This is a genomic window from Acinetobacter ursingii DSM 16037 = CIP 107286, from assembly GCF_000368825.1.
In the GTDB taxonomy this organism is placed as follows: Bacteria; Pseudomonadota; Gammaproteobacteria; order Pseudomonadales; family Moraxellaceae; genus Acinetobacter; species Acinetobacter ursingii.
Genome location: NZ_KB849717.1, coordinates 458708 through 474925 on the forward strand (window position 1 = coordinate 458708; position 16218 = coordinate 474925).

A 16218-nucleotide genomic window follows, 5' to 3' on the forward strand; every position below is an offset into this window, starting at 1 on the left:
ATTTCTAAAATTCAGTTAAATAAAGTCATGATCACGTTCATAAAAACGTGCGTCATAGTTTGATGCTTTCAATGTGTTCGTCATTTGAGTTTGCGGTGTTAACTCTTCAAGCATAAATGCTTGTTTCTCACGCTCATCCGCTTTGAGCAATGAATACATGGTTTTGACATAGCGATCAGGATCAACAACTAGCGGCAGCAGTGGTGCGCGAGCAAGCGCCATAGAATAGTCATCTGGCCCCGTACTGCACTGGATCATATCGACACTGGCATCTGGCAATTGGAAGTATGCGTAATACACAAAGCCTGCTTCGAAGATACAAGGCTGAGATGTATACACAACCAAACCATCGACTGCATCAACTTCCCCGTCCTGTGTGCTTACCAGTGTGTTGTCTGCGACAAGAATACGATCATTTCTAATCAGTAACTCAGACTCGTCGAGCGCTTCGAACTCACACGATACATACTTGTATTTCAGCTTATTCCATTCCCGCCACGCTCTAACTTTCGCTTGAGCTTCATTGCGGATTCCTGTAGTGGTGATCTTCAACGGATTCTTAGGTGTGATGTCTTCAGGAATGATGTACTTAACACGTGCATCGTCTACATCAGAAGTGTATTCAAGCTCTACCCCGTCATAGTCTTTCTGCACACCGAATGTATAAGTCCGTTTTTCAGTGGTTGGCACCTTGTTCCGATGATTGAATAAAAGTACTGAGTTTTCTTGTGGCTGCTCAAACTTCAAGCGCAACAAACTTCCAAATCGATACGGCTCACAAAAAGCAGAGCTTGCAATCATTCCAGCAATTTCTTCAAAGCTAAGATTGTTATCATCAATCGTGTAGTTAAATTCACTCATGATGCTTGAATCAAAGTATGTATTTACTTTGTCAATTTCAGCATTGATCTGTGCAATGTCGATTTCACTCTCAGATCGACGTCCAACATGGTCATCAAGTGCATTGTAAATCAGTGCCTGACCTGCTGAACGTGTGACCTGTAAAGGCCCTGTGCCATCAACCGGAAGTTTGCGATTCACTAAACAGTTCAGCTTGCGTTCTTTGATGCTTAGGGCGCCATCGGTAGCAACTGTTCGAGAACGCAATACAGTCACATTACCGTAACTATCTTTATCCGATTGTGCAAAAGCATAAACATCTTTAATCTTCACTTCACCACGATAGTTGGAATCTGTCGGCCAATCCATGCAAGCACGAAACCTAAATGATCCAGATTGACCAAAATTAATCGTCATGGTTCTCCCAAATTGTGACGTATGATATTCTCTAAAAAATAGAACACTTTCAAGAATATCTCCAAATTGATCGCCATCTTCATCCAACATTTGATATTGAATTCTGACTCGTGTTTCAGTGGGATCTTGTCTTCCAGATCTTGACTGCCAAAACAAACCTTGCGGCCAAACCAAATTGACGTACATACCCTCAGCATTTTGCATATCAAGATTGAACCAGCCCACCCATTTATTGTTGACTGAATCGAGACGTGGTGTGATATTCTGCCCTTGTGTACTCTGGTTTGGCAATGTTGCGAGTTTATCCCATTCAGGGTTGATCGCACTTGGGTTGATAAGTGCAATGCTGTTCGCTGTCATGCTTGAAATTGTGTAAGTACCACCTAAATTGATTCCGTTTTCATTTTGATTTAAAACAGCGCCTGCACTTATTGTGTAGTCGTCATTCAAAAGCGACCAGTTCGGGTTTATTGAACTTGGATTTGATAACACAATGTCATAATGAAAGCCTGTTGATATCGTAGTTTTGGTGATACCAGATACGATGTATTGGCCTGACAAATCTCGTGATGTAGTTTCTAAGACTGGCGGTGTTCCAGTGTTTGTTACGATATCAACCTGTGCTCCTGTTAGCTGTAAAGCTTTAAATGCATTGGGATTATCAACGTTAATCGTTGATTCAATGATTACATGAAAGTCTTCTGTAACTAAAATAGATCCTGAAAAAGCAACATTTAAGACACCGTATTCAGCATTATAAACAGCAACATTTTCTCCTGAACTAAAATACTGTGAGAAATCTATAGAGTTACTTTTGATGTAATTTGGACTTTCAAACCATATCTGATTTGATTCTATTTGCGTGTCATTTGGTCGCTTTAACGTTTGACCGTTGATCGCAACTGATTTTTTTACCTCTATTGGCAACTCAGTGAATGTTTCACCCACTTGATAAAACGCTTGATTAGCACCAACAATTTGAACATTTGGATTGTAAACAGAGACAGACGTACCGGGAATATTTGCAACATCTGTTTCACCGTCGCGCATGTCTAGAATTTGATAATAACCACGCCCTATACACATCAAACATTCTTCAATTTCAATGCCGTCGACATAGATCGAATAAGCTTGAGCGATCAGATCAGGATAAGCACGCACGCGACCAAAGATGTCCGGAATACGTCCATTTAGCCGTGCTTGGTTTGTACGGTTAGCCAATTCATTGTTTGATGAGCCTGCTGCCGCGGCTGCGGGCTTTGGCATTGTCATGATCGTATAAACGCTATACGCTGCCATGATTGCAACGACAATCAAATACACAATCGTAAATGGATCATATGCTGGATAAACCACAACATAAAACTGCCCATCAAGCTGTTTTAAATTTTCAATATCGCCAAGATTTTTTGGCGTCACATCCTTTGATTGAGCAATATCATTATGATAAATACGGGCATTTTTTGGGAAGCTCGGTGCGAACTGCTCATGTAAATATTGCAGCACATCTTCAACATCTGCCTCGGCCCAAGTAGAACGATCATAAATATCGGGTACGATAATGACTTTTTTCAAGCTCATAGATAAAACCTCGTTTCCCGAAAATTTACAGAAATTAATTCAAGCGGTAGAAATTGCACACCGCGGCCAGACAAATGTAAAAGTTTGTCGCAATAAAAAAGCCCAACGTGTGTTGAGCTTCGAGATCCATTACTAAAAAATACAATACAGGGTGAAATCGGTTCATTAATGCGCTGAAAATCGCCAGATCCATTTAAAAATTGACTCAATCGCTTAGTCAGGTTTTCACCTGTGATTTGCTGCCACGCTTCGCACAGAAACTCATTGCATGTGTACTCTGGCGACCAAATTCGATCGAGTAATTGATCAATACTCATATCATACCCCGAAGTAACGGAAACCGCTCTAGACTATAGGTTTCACCTGTTTTAACTGAGTTCAATTCAGGCGCTTTAGCATCAAATGTACAGTTTCCAGTTCCGTCCTTTGATAAAGAAGCAACTTCGAGTGTTTGCAGCTCCACCATGGGTGATGACAAATCATCATCCCGATATAAGCGCCATTTTACTTGTGGCCGCTGGTCCCAGTTATTACCCAGGCGAGCACCGATTACAGCTTCAATCAGCTCATCATCAACATCACCAATTGTGAGTGCTAGCTTTTGATCAAGATCGTTTGTGACAGTTGAACGTTGAATCGACATAGGTTGATAAACATATTCAACATCTTGTCCACCAGCTGCATGCTTTACTGTCACACCGTTAGCATCGTTTTTGACATAGCGAAAAGGCTGATCAAAATCTGGGTGAGATATTTCGACACACTCAAGCGGTAAAACTTCACTTGAGTCCAGAAAGAATGACGTGTAATCAGGCATCGAGATTCTCCAAAGCATCAGGCAAATCTACATTGACCAGTTTTTCAAGTGGATTAGCCAAACTGCTCAAGTCGTCATCAGATTCATTGCCGTATTGAACAATCAAGTCGTCCATGTCTGTGCTTTCTGTTAGTGGTTTTACTTCAAGCTGAGCTGATACTGTGAAGATTAAGCCTTGTTTGCTTGAAAGTGCTGGACTATCAGCGAAATAACACTGGTAGTCTTGTGCTGGCGCGTCATCGACAACAAGCTTGGCTAAAAATGCCTGATTAGGCTTTCTTCGCCATACACGATAGAAGGCCATCAAGTATTGATAGCCTGCCTCGCCGACTACCCACTGCACGCTGACTGAGTGTGACGGGTTTTTGAGTGACCGGCGGTAGCGACTTGCGCCACCGTCGAGCTTTTGAGAAATTACGCCATTTCCAAGCTTTGCAGAGTAACCGGATTGCGTCACGCAGTATTTAAGACGGTTCATTATCTTCTCCGTGCCACATTGAGATTTTGTTGCATTGCTTTAGAAATTCGACTGTTAGGGCTTGCCAATTGGCCAGTGACCATTTTTTCAACCTCATCAATCGTCACGTAAGTCTTGCCGTCAGCGCCACGAGTAGCACTAACACTGCTAGATGTGTTGTTATTGATAATGATGTCACCTTGTGATAATGCTGGCATATTGGAATAACGGTCCACAATATAACTTGTCGTATCACCCATATGCCCACCAGAAGCGCGCTTAACCGGAAGTTCACCCATTCTGTTTATGTAGTCCAAGGTATCAACTCCAAGACTACGAACAGACTTGGCTTTAATGACATACTCGTTGTCGGAAAGCATTGCAGGAATTGAGTCGCTAGTTTCTGTTCCAGATCCTCGAACGTGGCCACCAGTTGAGAAGCCTTTCGGTGTAAATGCCTGTAGTGCAGCCTGTAGCACCCCTGTTTTAGCTGTTGCCATTGCTACGGCTGGAATATTTGCAGGGAATGGAGCAGATGACCATGCTGCTGCAATGGTTGTATAACCACTCATAATTACACTGGCTAAGTTTGCTGCTTTTTGAGCTGCAATCATGGTTTTGTATGCTGATGAATTTTCCCCAGCGTACCCTTTCACCAAATCGCCCATTGCTCCAAATGCAGAACCCATAGCTGACAAATTGCTTGAATAGAGTTGGGTGTTTAAGTCACTCTCCTTCTTGGCGTACATTTCATTTAGTGCTTGTCTGGCTTGCAAATAACGATCCTGAGCTTCTAAAAGCGCAGCATTTTGATCTTCAGCACTTAAACCCTGACCAAAAATAGCATCACGCTCAGTGCTATAGTTTTTTGCCAATGAGTTTTGTTCAGATGAAACCCCTATATCAAGCTGTGTTTTAGCGTAAGCCTCGGGATTTTGGCGCTCCATTAAGTAATTGCTGGATTGATCATATACACCATTAATCGAAGCTCGCATCTCAGCAGCCTTAACTTGCTGGGTATATCTGAACTGCTCAATCTCATAATCATAGCGCTCCTTTAAGGCCTTGATACTCGACTTCTTTTCTTCATTAGTTAGTTCTTTATTAGCCAATATTCTTTTTTCATTGATTCGAGTTTGTGCTGTAAGCTTTTCCTCTTCTGTCATTTTAAAAGAATAAAGATCATAGGCAAGTTGAGCTTCATTAATTGACTTGGTCTGCTCTGCTCGTTTTTGGGCTTCCGCAATATACTGTGTCATTCCATATTTTTGCAGACGAGCAATTTCTTTTTGCAAATCCATGTCTATCTGCGCCGATTCACTTGAATATGCATACTGAATTCTAAACCTTTCCTGATCAATCCGAGCTAATTCGTTTGCATGCTTGCGCGCTTCTGTTAAAGCTTTTTTCTTTTCTGAATCGCTTGAAGGTGCTTTTGAACCATCACCTTTTACCTTAAATTGCTCCAAAACATCTTTAGTAGATTTTGAAGATTCATTAAGCTTAACCTTATACACTTCCAGTTTTTTTTCTGCACTATTTGTGGCCTTGCTAATTGAATCCCATTTTGATAAGGCCCAATCATCAATACCCTGCATAGATTGTTTATAGATTTCATTTTTAGAGGCATTGGAAGTTCTCCTATTAAAAGGATCTGATACGATATCAACACCAGCAGCAATTGAAACTCCAGCCTTTTTTGTTAGAGCTTGAATAGTTACCCACGCGTTTCCAATGGTATTTAACTCATTAATCGTAGCCCTCCATTTCTCAACCATGAAATCTCCAGTGATGTCAAATGCCCCCCTAAGAGAGCTTAGGTCATCTTCTGCACTAGAGCCAAATATGCTGAAAGCGTTAGTCATTCCCGCCAATGCTGTTTCAATAGCACCCGAAGATACAATGGTTGTTAAACTTTGAACTGACTCGCTAGCTAAATCCACACCACTTCTTACAAGATCACCAACACCCGCTTGAGATATTGCCAAGTATAAAGCCTCCCAAGAATCATTTAAGTTTGCTATTGACCCGTCAAGCGTATTCATTCGCTCCGCCATTGCTCCAGCAAACTGATTCTCTCCAAGCTTTATGAGGTATTCCTCAATCTCCTTGGCATTATTGCCTATTGTTTTTGACATACCTTGGAAAGTTAATGTGACTTTATCTCCTTGTTGTTTTGCTTTAATACCAAACTCTTTAAGGCGTTCAAACTCACTCGTTGTTGCATCAGCAACAGCCTCAATCATTTGGCTTAAGTCTTTACCCATTGCACTAGCTGTATTTCCATAAGACTTCATAGCTCGCTCAGACGGGGTTAAACCTAAATTTACTAGTTTAGTAAACCCATCAACAGCCTGCTCCAATCCGTAAGGTGTTTCAGTTGCGAATTTCTGTAACGCATTAAAAGCTAACTTTGCATTTTCTGCTGATTTTGTTGCTGTGATTAGTCCAGCATTTAACTTATCAAATGTTCTTTGCGTTGAAATAATCTTATCAATAGAGAGTAGAGGGAGTAATACAGATGCTCCAGCAGCAGCCAATCCCAATAAAGCACGAGACATAATTGCGATTTCTTGAGCCGACTTGCTAGATGTCCTTCCTACTTTTTCAGTAGAATTTGATGCTTTATCACCACTAAGAGTTACCTCATTTAATGCTTTTCTTAGTTCTTCAGAATTCTTTTTAGCCTGCTCAGTGCTAATAGTAATCAAGAGACTGCTTTTTGCTTCTGCCATTTTATCACCTGCAATAAAAAACCCGCATTTAGCGGGTCTTGGTTATCAATATTGGTTTTAAGGTTCAATAAAACCCTGAACATTAAAATTAAACTGCCTTGCACCTTCTTGATAAAATTTAGGCTCAATCGTTAATTTTTTGGCTGTTTTTAACTTTTGGATTAGTGAATTAACTGTTTTAGCGTGCGCCACAAATAGCAAGTCTGAATCATGACTATCTGAACCGATCATTGAAATAGACTGAACACTTCCATTATCAAACTTAAAGTTAACTTCACATCCATCCACAATGCCGCAAATAAATTGCCCCTTATCAATCTTAATCATTATGTCTTTTTCTTTAGAGTTATTCCTAACCATTAACCCCAGTTTTGAGCCGCCATTATAAGGAAATCCAAAATCTACTTCGTTTGTACTAATATTTACTGTTGTTTTTGATTTTGTTCCCCTCATTTCATCTGAGGATTCTTGATTTTGCCAATTCTCCTGAGGAGCTGGTATTTCAAAGTTGCTTTCAAGTTGTGAGTTTTGATTTAGTTTTGGATCTGGATCACTGGAACCAACCTGACAAGCTTTAAATAAAACAACAAACAAAACAATAAAAACTAACCACACCACCCACTTAGGCAAATGCTTATTATTTTTAGCTCCACATTTAGGACATGCATCAGCTTTATCGCTTACGGGATTTCCACATTCTTTGCAAGGTTTTATAGCCACTCTTCCACCTATTGATTTTAGTCTCTTAACTTTAGTAAAAATAATGGATTTATAGGAAGTTATAAAGTAAAACCTATCTCTGGACTGTTTTTTAAGTTGTTGAAAATCTCAAATATCTCTTTTGGTATTTTTGAAAAACATTCAGTTTTCCCGTGAAATTCCAATTTAGGCTTATATTTCTGCTTATGCATTAATGTGTGAATGGATTTTTCTAAATCCCATATAAGACTTGCATCACCAAAAACTTCAGCTATTACTTCAAAATAATAGGGTAGCTTGATTTTTGAATCAAACCTAATTTTCGCCCCTAATCGACTTATACCTACTTTATAAAACTCTTCATTCTCATTAGTACATTTAATCAAATACAAATGTGTTTTTCCCTCATACTTGCCGCAATATTCAAGATAGCTTTCTTTAGTATGCCCAATGGTAACTGCGCACTCAGGGCAACCACTCCCTTTCTTATGAGATTTTGGAGTTTGGGTAAATTCACCATGCTCCTTACATATGATTACAACTTCATTGAAAGCACCAGTGTAGTTAACCTTTGAATAATCATATCTTTCACCATGCACTTTACCGAACTGATAAATCACTTCTTCTGTTTCTAAAGTATAATTTCCTGCACAATAAGGACACCCACACCCCGATTTATGACTAAACGCGTTTTGTGTAAACTCTCCATGAATCGGGCAAATAATTTTTATCTTACTTTTTCCATTTTTATAAATTACTTGACTATAGTCATATTTATTTTCATGAATTCTTGTGCATTCGGCTATATATTCTAAAAGGGTGAGTTTTTTTGAACCTCCACATTTAGGGCAGGCTTGCCCTGCGATATGTTTTTGAGGGGCTTGAAAGAATGATCCATGTTCTGGGCAAACTATTTCAACTTTTTTACCAAGCAAAGAGAATATAACTTTTGAATAATCATATTTATCCCCATGAGCATTGCCAAAATCACTCAAGACTTCTTGAGGAGTCTTGTGTCTGCCTATACATTTAGGGCATCCATTGCCAATGATGTGCTTCTCAGGTGCTTGCTCAAATTCCCCGTGATCTGGGCATATAATTTTTACCTTTGAATCTGTATTAACGTATTCAACCAATGAGTAGTCATATCTATTGCCGTGTTTTTCCTTAAATTTGCTAATTACCTTTTGCGCCAAATGTCTTTTATTATCATACATGCATTTAGCACATCCCTGCCCTTTTCTATGCATTGCAGCTAACTGTTCAAACTCCCCATGAATACGACATATAATTATTACCTTGTCCAAAGCATGCCTGTAATTAACTTTGGAATAGTCGAATCTATCTCCATGCTTTTTTTTAAACTGTTCAATAATTTGCTCTGTTGTATATTTTGGTTTCAAAGAACTAAGAGCACACTGTTTACAGCCACTTCCTTTTTTATGTGTTTGAACCCATTGTTCAAATAAACCATGTTTTCTACAGATTATTTTTACTTTGGTGGTATCTCCTAAATACTCCATCAAAGAGTAATCATAAGTATCGCCATGCACATTTTTAAATTGTTCAATAACCTTTTCTCTAGAATATTTAGCCATAATCTAAAAAATAAAATATAATAATCAATATTTTACACTTATAATGAAAGATAATTTTATTTTAATTGTTAAATTATTTTTCATGAAAATACCCCTAAATATAGGGGTAATTTTGCATAGGTTTCGGTTTGTTAGGAGGTTAGGTTTAAAACTCTACTGATCGGCGTTACTGCATAAAGGTTTGACAATATCTCAGCTTCTCTTTTATAGGCTTTATCTTTATCCCTATCGTCCATAAAAACTTGCAACGAAAGATTATCCACAAAATTTGACAAGTCCAAACCCTTTCTCAACAGCCTGCCTGTATTGTCTGAAGTTGGCTCACAAACATCGATGAACTTTGAGCCAACTTTAAAGTCAAAATGATGCTTCGCACCAGACGCACCATGCACATCTATATTTTGCTCAAGATCACTTCCATACTGCATAAACAAAAAGCCTTTAATTTTGGTCACAACCTCATCAAAAGACTGTTCTTCAGAAGAACTTGGACAATATGAAGTGATTCTCGAAAGCAGCCCAAGCATTGCACTGATTGCTGGCTTAAGCTCATTTATCGAAGCCTCAATCTGCAATTCAGTTCCGTTAAACACAATACTGTCAGAAGTTTGATTAATCTGGCGTCTAATAATCTCTTTTGCTTTTTCTGGCATGGGTAGATTGTCAGCAAACATTCTCACATTTAACCCAACATCGCGAATCCAAACACGATCTTCTGAAGTTCTAATGTAATAAGTTGAAGGTCTACCGTCAGCAAAGAAATGCGGTGTTGTAACACCTAACCACTCCTTGCCTTTATCAAAGCATTCAGAGCCCAATGACTGGATAATGCTTGCAACATTACTCATATAAGCTCTCCTTCAAATGGTTGGTGGCATTGACCAAATATTGTTAAATTGGTCTTGTCTTTAAATTCTTTAAACCAATTATACCAATCAAAAGATTCATCATCTTTGACTTTGGTTGTTTCTCCGATTATATACCAGTGAGCACCGTAAATTTCCGACCCATCTTCATTACGGTGACTTAATTTGTCGCTTGGTTCTATCTCAAGTTGAGCAAAAACATCTGAATGGTTGATAACATTAAGTATTAAGGCAAAGCTGTGATAGATAAATCCATTAGGGCTTCTGTTGGATATTAGTTTCAACTCTAGTCCAGGAATAGTTGTCATTAACTCGTCCATTACCAGCCGCGTTCTGTAAGTTGCAGTTGTACGATCAGCACTTAGCTCCATGATAATTTCATCATTGATAAACTTTTGCATTTGTAGCAATTCGTTCAATTTTTCAGGAGGTGTTTTTAGAAGCCTTCTTTGCTTAGCCATCTATATTTTTGCTCATTTTATTATTCTTGATTTGGACTAATGTTTACCTGCAACCCACCAAACCTTTTCGCTAACTCCTCAATAAGCTCTTCGGTGGTTAGATCGGATTTGTCGTTTTTTTTAGGTTCAAAGCTTTGCTCAAGACGCGCGACTATATCCGCATTCATTGAGCGGTTATGATCTTTAGCAGATTGAGCAACTTTTTCCTTTAAACCCTCAGGCCAACGCAAGTTATATTGCGCATTTAAGTGTCCACTACTCATTAGCCGCACTACAAATAAAAAACATAATAATAGTAGCCAGTACATATTGACAATAATAGCCAGTGGATACTATTCTTTATTCATACCCAATGGCTACTATAAAGGAGGTGCATGTTGGAAGCACTTACTAAACCAAAATCCAATTCCCACAACAAAGTTCAGTTCAACCTACGTCTTGATCCAGAGCTTCTTGAATGGGTTAGGAATGAGGGCAAAAAATTTGAACGCCCCGCTAACTACGTTATTAACCACGCAATTAAGCAGCTAAAAAAAACATCAGAAGCCAACTCTTAAGACAAAAATAAACCCTGCTCTCCGCCAAGATTACAGGGTTATGTCTCATCCCACACAAAGGAAATCAACATGACCACTTTAACACAAATTAATGATACACAAGTATCAATCGTTAATTTCAAATCTATTCCAGTTGTTACCACAGCTATGCTTGCTCAGTTTTATGGCACTGAGGAAGTGCGCATACGCCAAGGTCACGACAGAAATAAATCACGATTCATTGAAGGTAAGCATTTTTTCAAAATTGTTGGCCAAGAACTGAAAGATTTTGTGAGTAGCTTAAAGATACTCGCAAATTTCCCAACCATTTCAAACAAAACTCGGTCCCTTATTCTTTGGACAGAACGCGGTGCGGCTCGTCACGCTAAAATTCTAGACACCGATCAAGCTTGGGATGTTTTCGAACAACTTGAAGACTGCTACTTCCATCGTCAAGAAATGTTAGCCAAAACCCACAAATCTGAACGCACTCCATTGCACGATGCTCATGCTTTACTTGTTGCCAAAACCAAGCATCTTAACTCAAGTGATGCATGGAAAATCATCAATCAGCGGTTTGGTACAAACCATATAGAAGAAATTCCTTATGACCAGATACCAGTAGCAGTTGAGTATGTTCATCATCTGATTGCGCTTTATAGTAATGCAGATAAACAAACACGCATCGAATACTGGAGGAATCGTGACGTTCAAATGCTTATGTACTATGCTCCAAAGTTCGGAAAATTTGTTCGGGATGATTTATATCCTGCATTAAAGCTTCTAAGAAGCGAGTTTGCTGCTCAAGTTGTTGGTATGGCTCAAGAAATGGCTACATCAGCCAATGCACTAAATAGACAAGCATGGGGCTGGGGAGTAACCAATTACGATGAGCTAGGCGGACAGCCATTGCACACAATGGAGTGGTATCTTTCTAAATAAAAAAAGCCCTTCGGGGCTTTTCTGTTAACAAGTCACCCTAAAGAATCACTGAGTAGCTTAAAGATACTCAGTCCAAATACTTGATCAATGAAGTAGTTGTATTATTCTGCTGTATTGTCAAACAAACCTAATATTATTCTTTTCACATCAAAACCCCATTAAGTAGACTTAATGAGGTTAGCTTAAAAGTTTATTAAAAGAAAGGTTAAATGCTATCCAAATCTCTAAGCCACGTATGTCGTATTGAACTTATAAATCATAGAGCACCAAAGCATCTTTAGCTCATAAATCTTTCGATAATATTATCAGCCCATTATGTTCACTAAAGCCATTATTTTTATAAAAACTCTCTGATTGATAACCTTTTTGTGTGTTAAGTAATATTGCATTTAATCCATCACTTAGACAAGATTTTTCGATTTCCAGCATGAATTGCTTGCCAAAACCTTTCCCTTGAAAATCAGGATGGATAAAAAATTCATCAATATAATATTCCATCCCCCTTGGCCAAGGCTTTTGGAAACCAATACAAACACCTATTATTTGTTCATTATTTTTCAGAATAAAACCTTTGAAAAAATTATTTTGAAGGTGCACTCGAATAAAGTTTTTTATTGGTTGGCTAGAATCCCACTCTTCTAACCACGGCTTTTCTTTGTAAGTCAATATATATAGTTCAGCACATTCATCAACATCTAATGAAGTCAAAAATGAAAAAGAAATCATAAAAATTTTTCATAAATTTAGTTAACCATATTAAATAGCAATTCTCTTTTAATTTAAACTTTAATTTAATCAATGCAATTCAAAGGAATTGCGGCGCGATGGACATCTTATGGCATTACAAGCTTTGAACGAACATACTATAGACTTCACCCGCCCTCAATACTCAGATCCTATCGTAGATATGTCTGAATACTTTATCGAGAATCCTCAGTACAGAGTGATCAAGTACATTCCGATCAAGGACGGGATTCGGTGTTGGTACATCACTGTTAGCTAGGTGTTATTAGCAGAGCTTTCCATGAATTTTTTGTCGAGCGCAAATATGCACTCAACAAAAAGTCCTTTATCCAAATCACAGCCGTAAACATCAAAGTAAGCGTTAATATCATGCAGGCCTAAACTTTTAGGCATAATCGAATGTGCTGTGCAGATATAGTCACGCCCCCGACTGATCAAAGAAAAAGCCTCATTGATGTATTGACCAATGAAGCTTTTTTCAGGAAGTTTGGGGGTTGAAAGACCTAGCCGTTTGTAGATTTGGCTCGTTTTTTTTTGGTCCCACTTGTGGTTTCGGTAGTCGTAGTGTTCAAGGGCTTTCCCACTGCATCTTTTACCTCACTTGCACGCTCTTTCTCAAGCTGGAAGGCTTTGGCCACAATGAATGACACTATCGGGTTACTTTCAGTAGAGCTTGTACAGATCAGCTCAGCATTCTTTTGAGTGTATTCAAGCGGCTTACCCTGTTCCACCTCAATGCCTGTCCATCCAAGCAACAAATGTGATACTGCCCGGTTAAAGCCAAGACCGGATTGCTGCGCTGTCTCATCCGTCACTTCACGATAGCCCCGCAGTTCTTGCTCAGCCTGCAAGTTGTTCAATTCAAGCGTACGGTTAAATGATGGCTTACCAGAGCTTGCAATAAGAAGCTTTACACCTTCTTTATAATCAAACCACTTCTGACCATATTCGGCTTTCGGTTGCTCTTTGATTTCAATCAGCATTATGAACCTCCACCAACCACAACCGGTGCTCGAGTAAGTGTTGGGGCAACATCAGCAACAGTATAAGAGAACTGTGTATTTAGAATGTCGCTGTTGCCGCCGCTTGGAAGTGGTGCAGATACCAGCACTTTAGGAAGATCAAGCGTGTATTTATTGCCAGCACTATCTGTCATTGGAATAGATAGAGAAATTGGAGTATTGGCGAACTGTTTTTCATATATGGCTGATGTATTTTGCGACCAAGCTACAGTAAATGATCCAGTGCCCTGAGCAAGAGTTTCAAGAATTGCACCAATTTCTAAACCTTTACCTAGGCAGCGCTGTGTTTGTGCATTGTTATTCCAAGTAAAGTCTAGCTGGGTAATGCATGCACCACTAACCAACGACCCATCGATAAGTATGTCACCAATAGATACGCTTGACATTTTAGGATTATCTGAGGCTGCGGTAATTGTTCCTGCTGGTACGCTTGTGAATTTAGTTCGGCCCATGCCAATCAAGGAGAATGTTGCGGTAATTAAGCCACTCTCTGGAATGGATAGCTGCAATTGATTGACATGACAACCTTTGAATACATGATAATCCGCTACGTCTGTGAAACCACGCAGAATAGAGAATGTTTTTCGTGCTGTACCACCGAAAGTGAGTACATTCCCGGTAAAAGCATTGTATGCCGCTGCTTCAAATAAAGCGTCGTATGCACCATATTGCAGCTCAGTCTCAATGTCCCCTGTGTAATCAATACCAGTGACGTACGTACCAGAAGCAATACGGCTATCTTTGATCGTATTGGATTCTGTTGTGGTCGGAGCGGCATCCAGTGAGGTTGTTGTGAAAGGTAATGTTGTACGAGCGAATGGGCTTGGAGTAGTACCCACTACTGTTTCAGGTGCGTATTGCACAAGTTGCTTGATACCACTCGACATGGCAATCTCCTATTTTTAGGCATAAAAAAACCACCTTTCGGTGGCGCGGGGTTTTGGTTTGTTTAGTCGTTTTCGTCTTTAAAATCCAAAGATGGTTGAGCTTCTTTAATTAGATCGTCCAATTCTTTGAGCATTGCAGGCTTGGTTTGTTTACCATGAATTGATAAGAAGCTTGCGGCACCCGATAATGATTGGGTGATTACATCAATCTGTGCTGAGAGTTCACCAATGCGAACCTGCAATCCATCTTTGAGCTGTCTAGCTAATTCCTCTTGCTCGATGTAATACTTACGAATCTCATGTCCTTTATCATTCCGCTCCATCATTCCTAAATGCTTAGTCATATCAACTGAAATGATATATTCAGTTGTTGGGCGACCACCTTTTAGGTTTTCGTCTTTTTTGACGATAACTACATAATCAAAATTCTGTTCAAATTTACATTGATTAATTCGACGTTTAATCCAGTGGGAGAATTCAGCCTTTACTTCAAGCATCTTGTGTAAATTTCGTGCATTTACACCTAGCTGAACTTTCCCATTTAACTCTACTTCAAGAAATGGATTGGATTTAAAATTTACAATCGCATTCATAATGCTTCTCCGACTGCTCATAAAGAAAAAACACTGGCAGGAAGAAGTATGAACAGTCAAAACGACCATCTTCTTTTCGGGGATCAGCCTAGCCAGTGTTCGCCTGAATTTCAGGCATAAAAAAACCTGCCGCTAAGGACAGGTTCGTTTAAAAGTTAAATTCGTTAATTGACGCGATAATTTATTGAAATGTTGTACTGAATGAAATCCCCATTACTGCCGAGGTTCTGCACTTGACCTTGGAGTATCTCTAGTTGGCCAGTTGTGTAATATTCGAAATGAGCTAACCAAGCATCAGCGAGCTTTGTGATTACTACTTCATGTGTGTTCAGACGAGCCATGCAGTTGATTGAGATAATCCCTGTTCGCCTTGTACAAGGCACGTCACCAATTCCTGCAATGATTGAACCGCCCCATAACACATTAATTTCACACCAAAGCCCATCAGTCGGAACTGTTAAGTCTTTATTAGGATATTTAATTCGGGTCTGCTCAATCCCAGTAAATGCCATTGCCCTAGAGATAATGGCTTGTCGTGCTTGATCTAGAGTCATTGCCATTTTAACCACCGTATTTCTGAGCAATATAGCTAAACGTTAAACCATAAACACCTTGAGGTGCTTGCTTGGAATAACCACCTGATGTTTTTTCAGTTTCAGGAATTGAAGTAAATCCACCGAACTCTATTTTTTTGGCATAAGGCGCATTAGTTTGGATATAGACTGTCGAGTAAGGTACTAAACGAGATAAAACGCTTGTGCCATTGCTTATGGTTGAGCCACCACCCTTGTCTTTCTCAGCCTCATTGAATGATTGGTCGGTCTGGTTAATGCTAACCCTGTGTGATGCTCTATAGGCTCCCGTGTCTACAGGACTGGCTAATACAACTCCACCTAAGGCATCAATGACAATATCTTTCTGTTTTTTGGTAAGGTCGGCTTCAATTGTTTTAGTGAAGGCACTTGGTTTGCTGCTCCATCCCATCTAACACCTCGGCAATTGCTCTGTTAATTCCCTACCATC

Annotated in this window: 18 protein-coding genes; 2 read left to right on the forward strand and 16 right to left on the reverse strand. The window is 39.4% G+C overall.

The genetic code is table 11. The annotated features are described in order from the left end of the window. Window positions 1-15: 15 nt before the first annotated feature. The 10 genes from F944_RS09705 to F944_RS09750 form a co-directional block, all read right to left on the reverse strand. Window positions 16-2838, reverse strand: coding sequence for a host specificity factor TipJ family phage tail protein (locus F944_RS09705; RefSeq protein ID WP_004989922.1), 2823 nt, complete (start codon window positions 2836-2838; stop codon window positions 16-18). After that, the gene (locus tag F944_RS09710; RefSeq protein WP_004989925.1) at window positions 2835-3155 is read right to left on the reverse strand and encodes a hypothetical protein; all 321 of its coding nucleotides are present in this window, start codon (window positions 3153-3155) and stop codon (window positions 2835-2837) included. The genes F944_RS09705 and F944_RS09710 overlap by 4 nt, the downstream gene beginning before the upstream one ends. Then, window positions 3152-3655, reverse strand: a complete 504-nt coding sequence (locus F944_RS09715; protein ID WP_004989928.1) for a DUF1833 family protein — start codon at window positions 3653-3655, stop codon at window positions 3152-3154. Before F944_RS09715 ends, F944_RS09710 begins: the two co-directional genes overlap by 4 nt. Continuing rightward, the gene (locus F944_RS09720) at window positions 3648-4133 is read right to left on the reverse strand and encodes a hypothetical protein (RefSeq protein ID WP_004989932.1); all 486 of its coding nucleotides are present in this window, start codon (window positions 4131-4133) and stop codon (window positions 3648-3650) included. Before F944_RS09720 ends, F944_RS09715 begins: the two co-directional genes overlap by 8 nt. Beyond that, the gene (locus F944_RS09725; RefSeq protein ID WP_004989934.1) at window positions 4133-6847 is read right to left on the reverse strand and encodes a tape measure protein; all 2715 of its coding nucleotides are present in this window, start codon (window positions 6845-6847) and stop codon (window positions 4133-4135) included. The genes F944_RS09720 and F944_RS09725 overlap by 1 nt, the downstream gene beginning before the upstream one ends. A gap of 57 nt (window positions 6848-6904) precedes the next feature. Further along, window positions 6905-7567: a zinc ribbon domain-containing protein gene (locus F944_RS09730; RefSeq protein ID WP_004989940.1), complete on the reverse strand. Its 663-nt coding sequence runs from the start codon at window positions 7565-7567 to the stop codon at window positions 6905-6907. A gap of 59 nt (window positions 7568-7626) precedes the next feature. Continuing rightward, window positions 7627-9144, reverse strand: coding sequence for a DUF723 domain-containing protein (locus F944_RS09735; RefSeq protein ID WP_004989949.1), 1518 nt, complete (start codon window positions 9142-9144; stop codon window positions 7627-7629). Between the two features lie 131 nt (window positions 9145-9275). Next, the gene (locus F944_RS09740) at window positions 9276-9992 is read right to left on the reverse strand and encodes a hypothetical protein (protein WP_004989953.1); all 717 of its coding nucleotides are present in this window, start codon (window positions 9990-9992) and stop codon (window positions 9276-9278) included. Then, on the reverse strand, window positions 9989-10471 hold the full coding sequence (locus F944_RS09745) for a hypothetical protein (protein ID WP_004989957.1): 483 nt from the start codon (window positions 10469-10471) through the stop codon (window positions 9989-9991). The genes F944_RS09740 and F944_RS09745 overlap by 4 nt, the downstream gene beginning before the upstream one ends. 20 nt (window positions 10472-10491) lie before the next feature. After that, window positions 10492-10734, reverse strand: a complete 243-nt coding sequence (locus F944_RS09750; protein WP_004989959.1) for an Arc family DNA-binding protein — start codon at window positions 10732-10734, stop codon at window positions 10492-10494. Between the two features lie 111 nt (window positions 10735-10845). On the opposite strand from F944_RS09750, the gene F944_RS09755 reads away from it, so the two are divergent. Both F944_RS09755 and F944_RS09760 read left to right on the forward strand, forming a co-directional pair. Next, entirely contained in the window at window positions 10846-11028 is a 183-nt protein-coding gene (locus F944_RS09755; protein ID WP_004989960.1) for a hypothetical protein, read from the forward strand. A gap of 69 nt (window positions 11029-11097) precedes the next feature. After that, entirely contained in the window at window positions 11098-11949 is an 852-nt protein-coding gene (locus tag F944_RS09760; RefSeq protein ID WP_004989962.1) for an ORF6N domain-containing protein, read from the forward strand. A gap of 282 nt (window positions 11950-12231) precedes the next feature. Here F944_RS09760 and F944_RS09765 read toward each other — a convergent pair whose 3' ends face one another. The 6 genes from F944_RS09765 to F944_RS09790 form a co-directional block, all read right to left on the reverse strand. Then, window positions 12232-12675 carry a GNAT family N-acetyltransferase gene (locus F944_RS09765; protein ID WP_004989964.1) on the reverse strand — a complete coding sequence of 148 codons (444 nt, stop codon included), beginning with the start codon at window positions 12673-12675 and terminating at the stop codon, window positions 12232-12234. A 521-nt stretch (window positions 12676-13196) separates the two neighbouring features. After that, window positions 13197-13676, reverse strand: coding sequence for a hypothetical protein (locus F944_RS09770; RefSeq protein ID WP_004989966.1), 480 nt, complete (start codon window positions 13674-13676; stop codon window positions 13197-13199). Then, entirely contained in the window at window positions 13676-14602 is a 927-nt protein-coding gene (locus tag F944_RS09775) for a phage tail tube protein (RefSeq protein ID WP_004989968.1), read from the reverse strand. Before F944_RS09775 ends, F944_RS09770 begins: the two co-directional genes overlap by 1 nt. Window positions 14603-14664: 62 nt before the next feature. Continuing rightward, on the reverse strand, window positions 14665-15195 hold the full coding sequence (locus F944_RS09780) for a phage antirepressor Ant (protein ID WP_004989971.1): 531 nt from the start codon (window positions 15193-15195) through the stop codon (window positions 14665-14667). Between the two features lie 164 nt (window positions 15196-15359). Next, on the reverse strand, window positions 15360-15755 hold the full coding sequence (locus tag F944_RS09785) for a phage tail terminator-like protein (RefSeq protein WP_004989973.1): 396 nt from the start codon (window positions 15753-15755) through the stop codon (window positions 15360-15362). A gap of 1 nt (window position 15756) precedes the next feature. Next, window positions 15757-16179 (reverse strand): HK97 gp10 family phage protein, encoded by a 423-nt coding sequence (locus tag F944_RS09790; protein WP_004989976.1) that lies wholly within the window; start codon window positions 16177-16179, stop codon window positions 15757-15759. Window positions 16180-16218 lie beyond the last annotated feature (39 nt).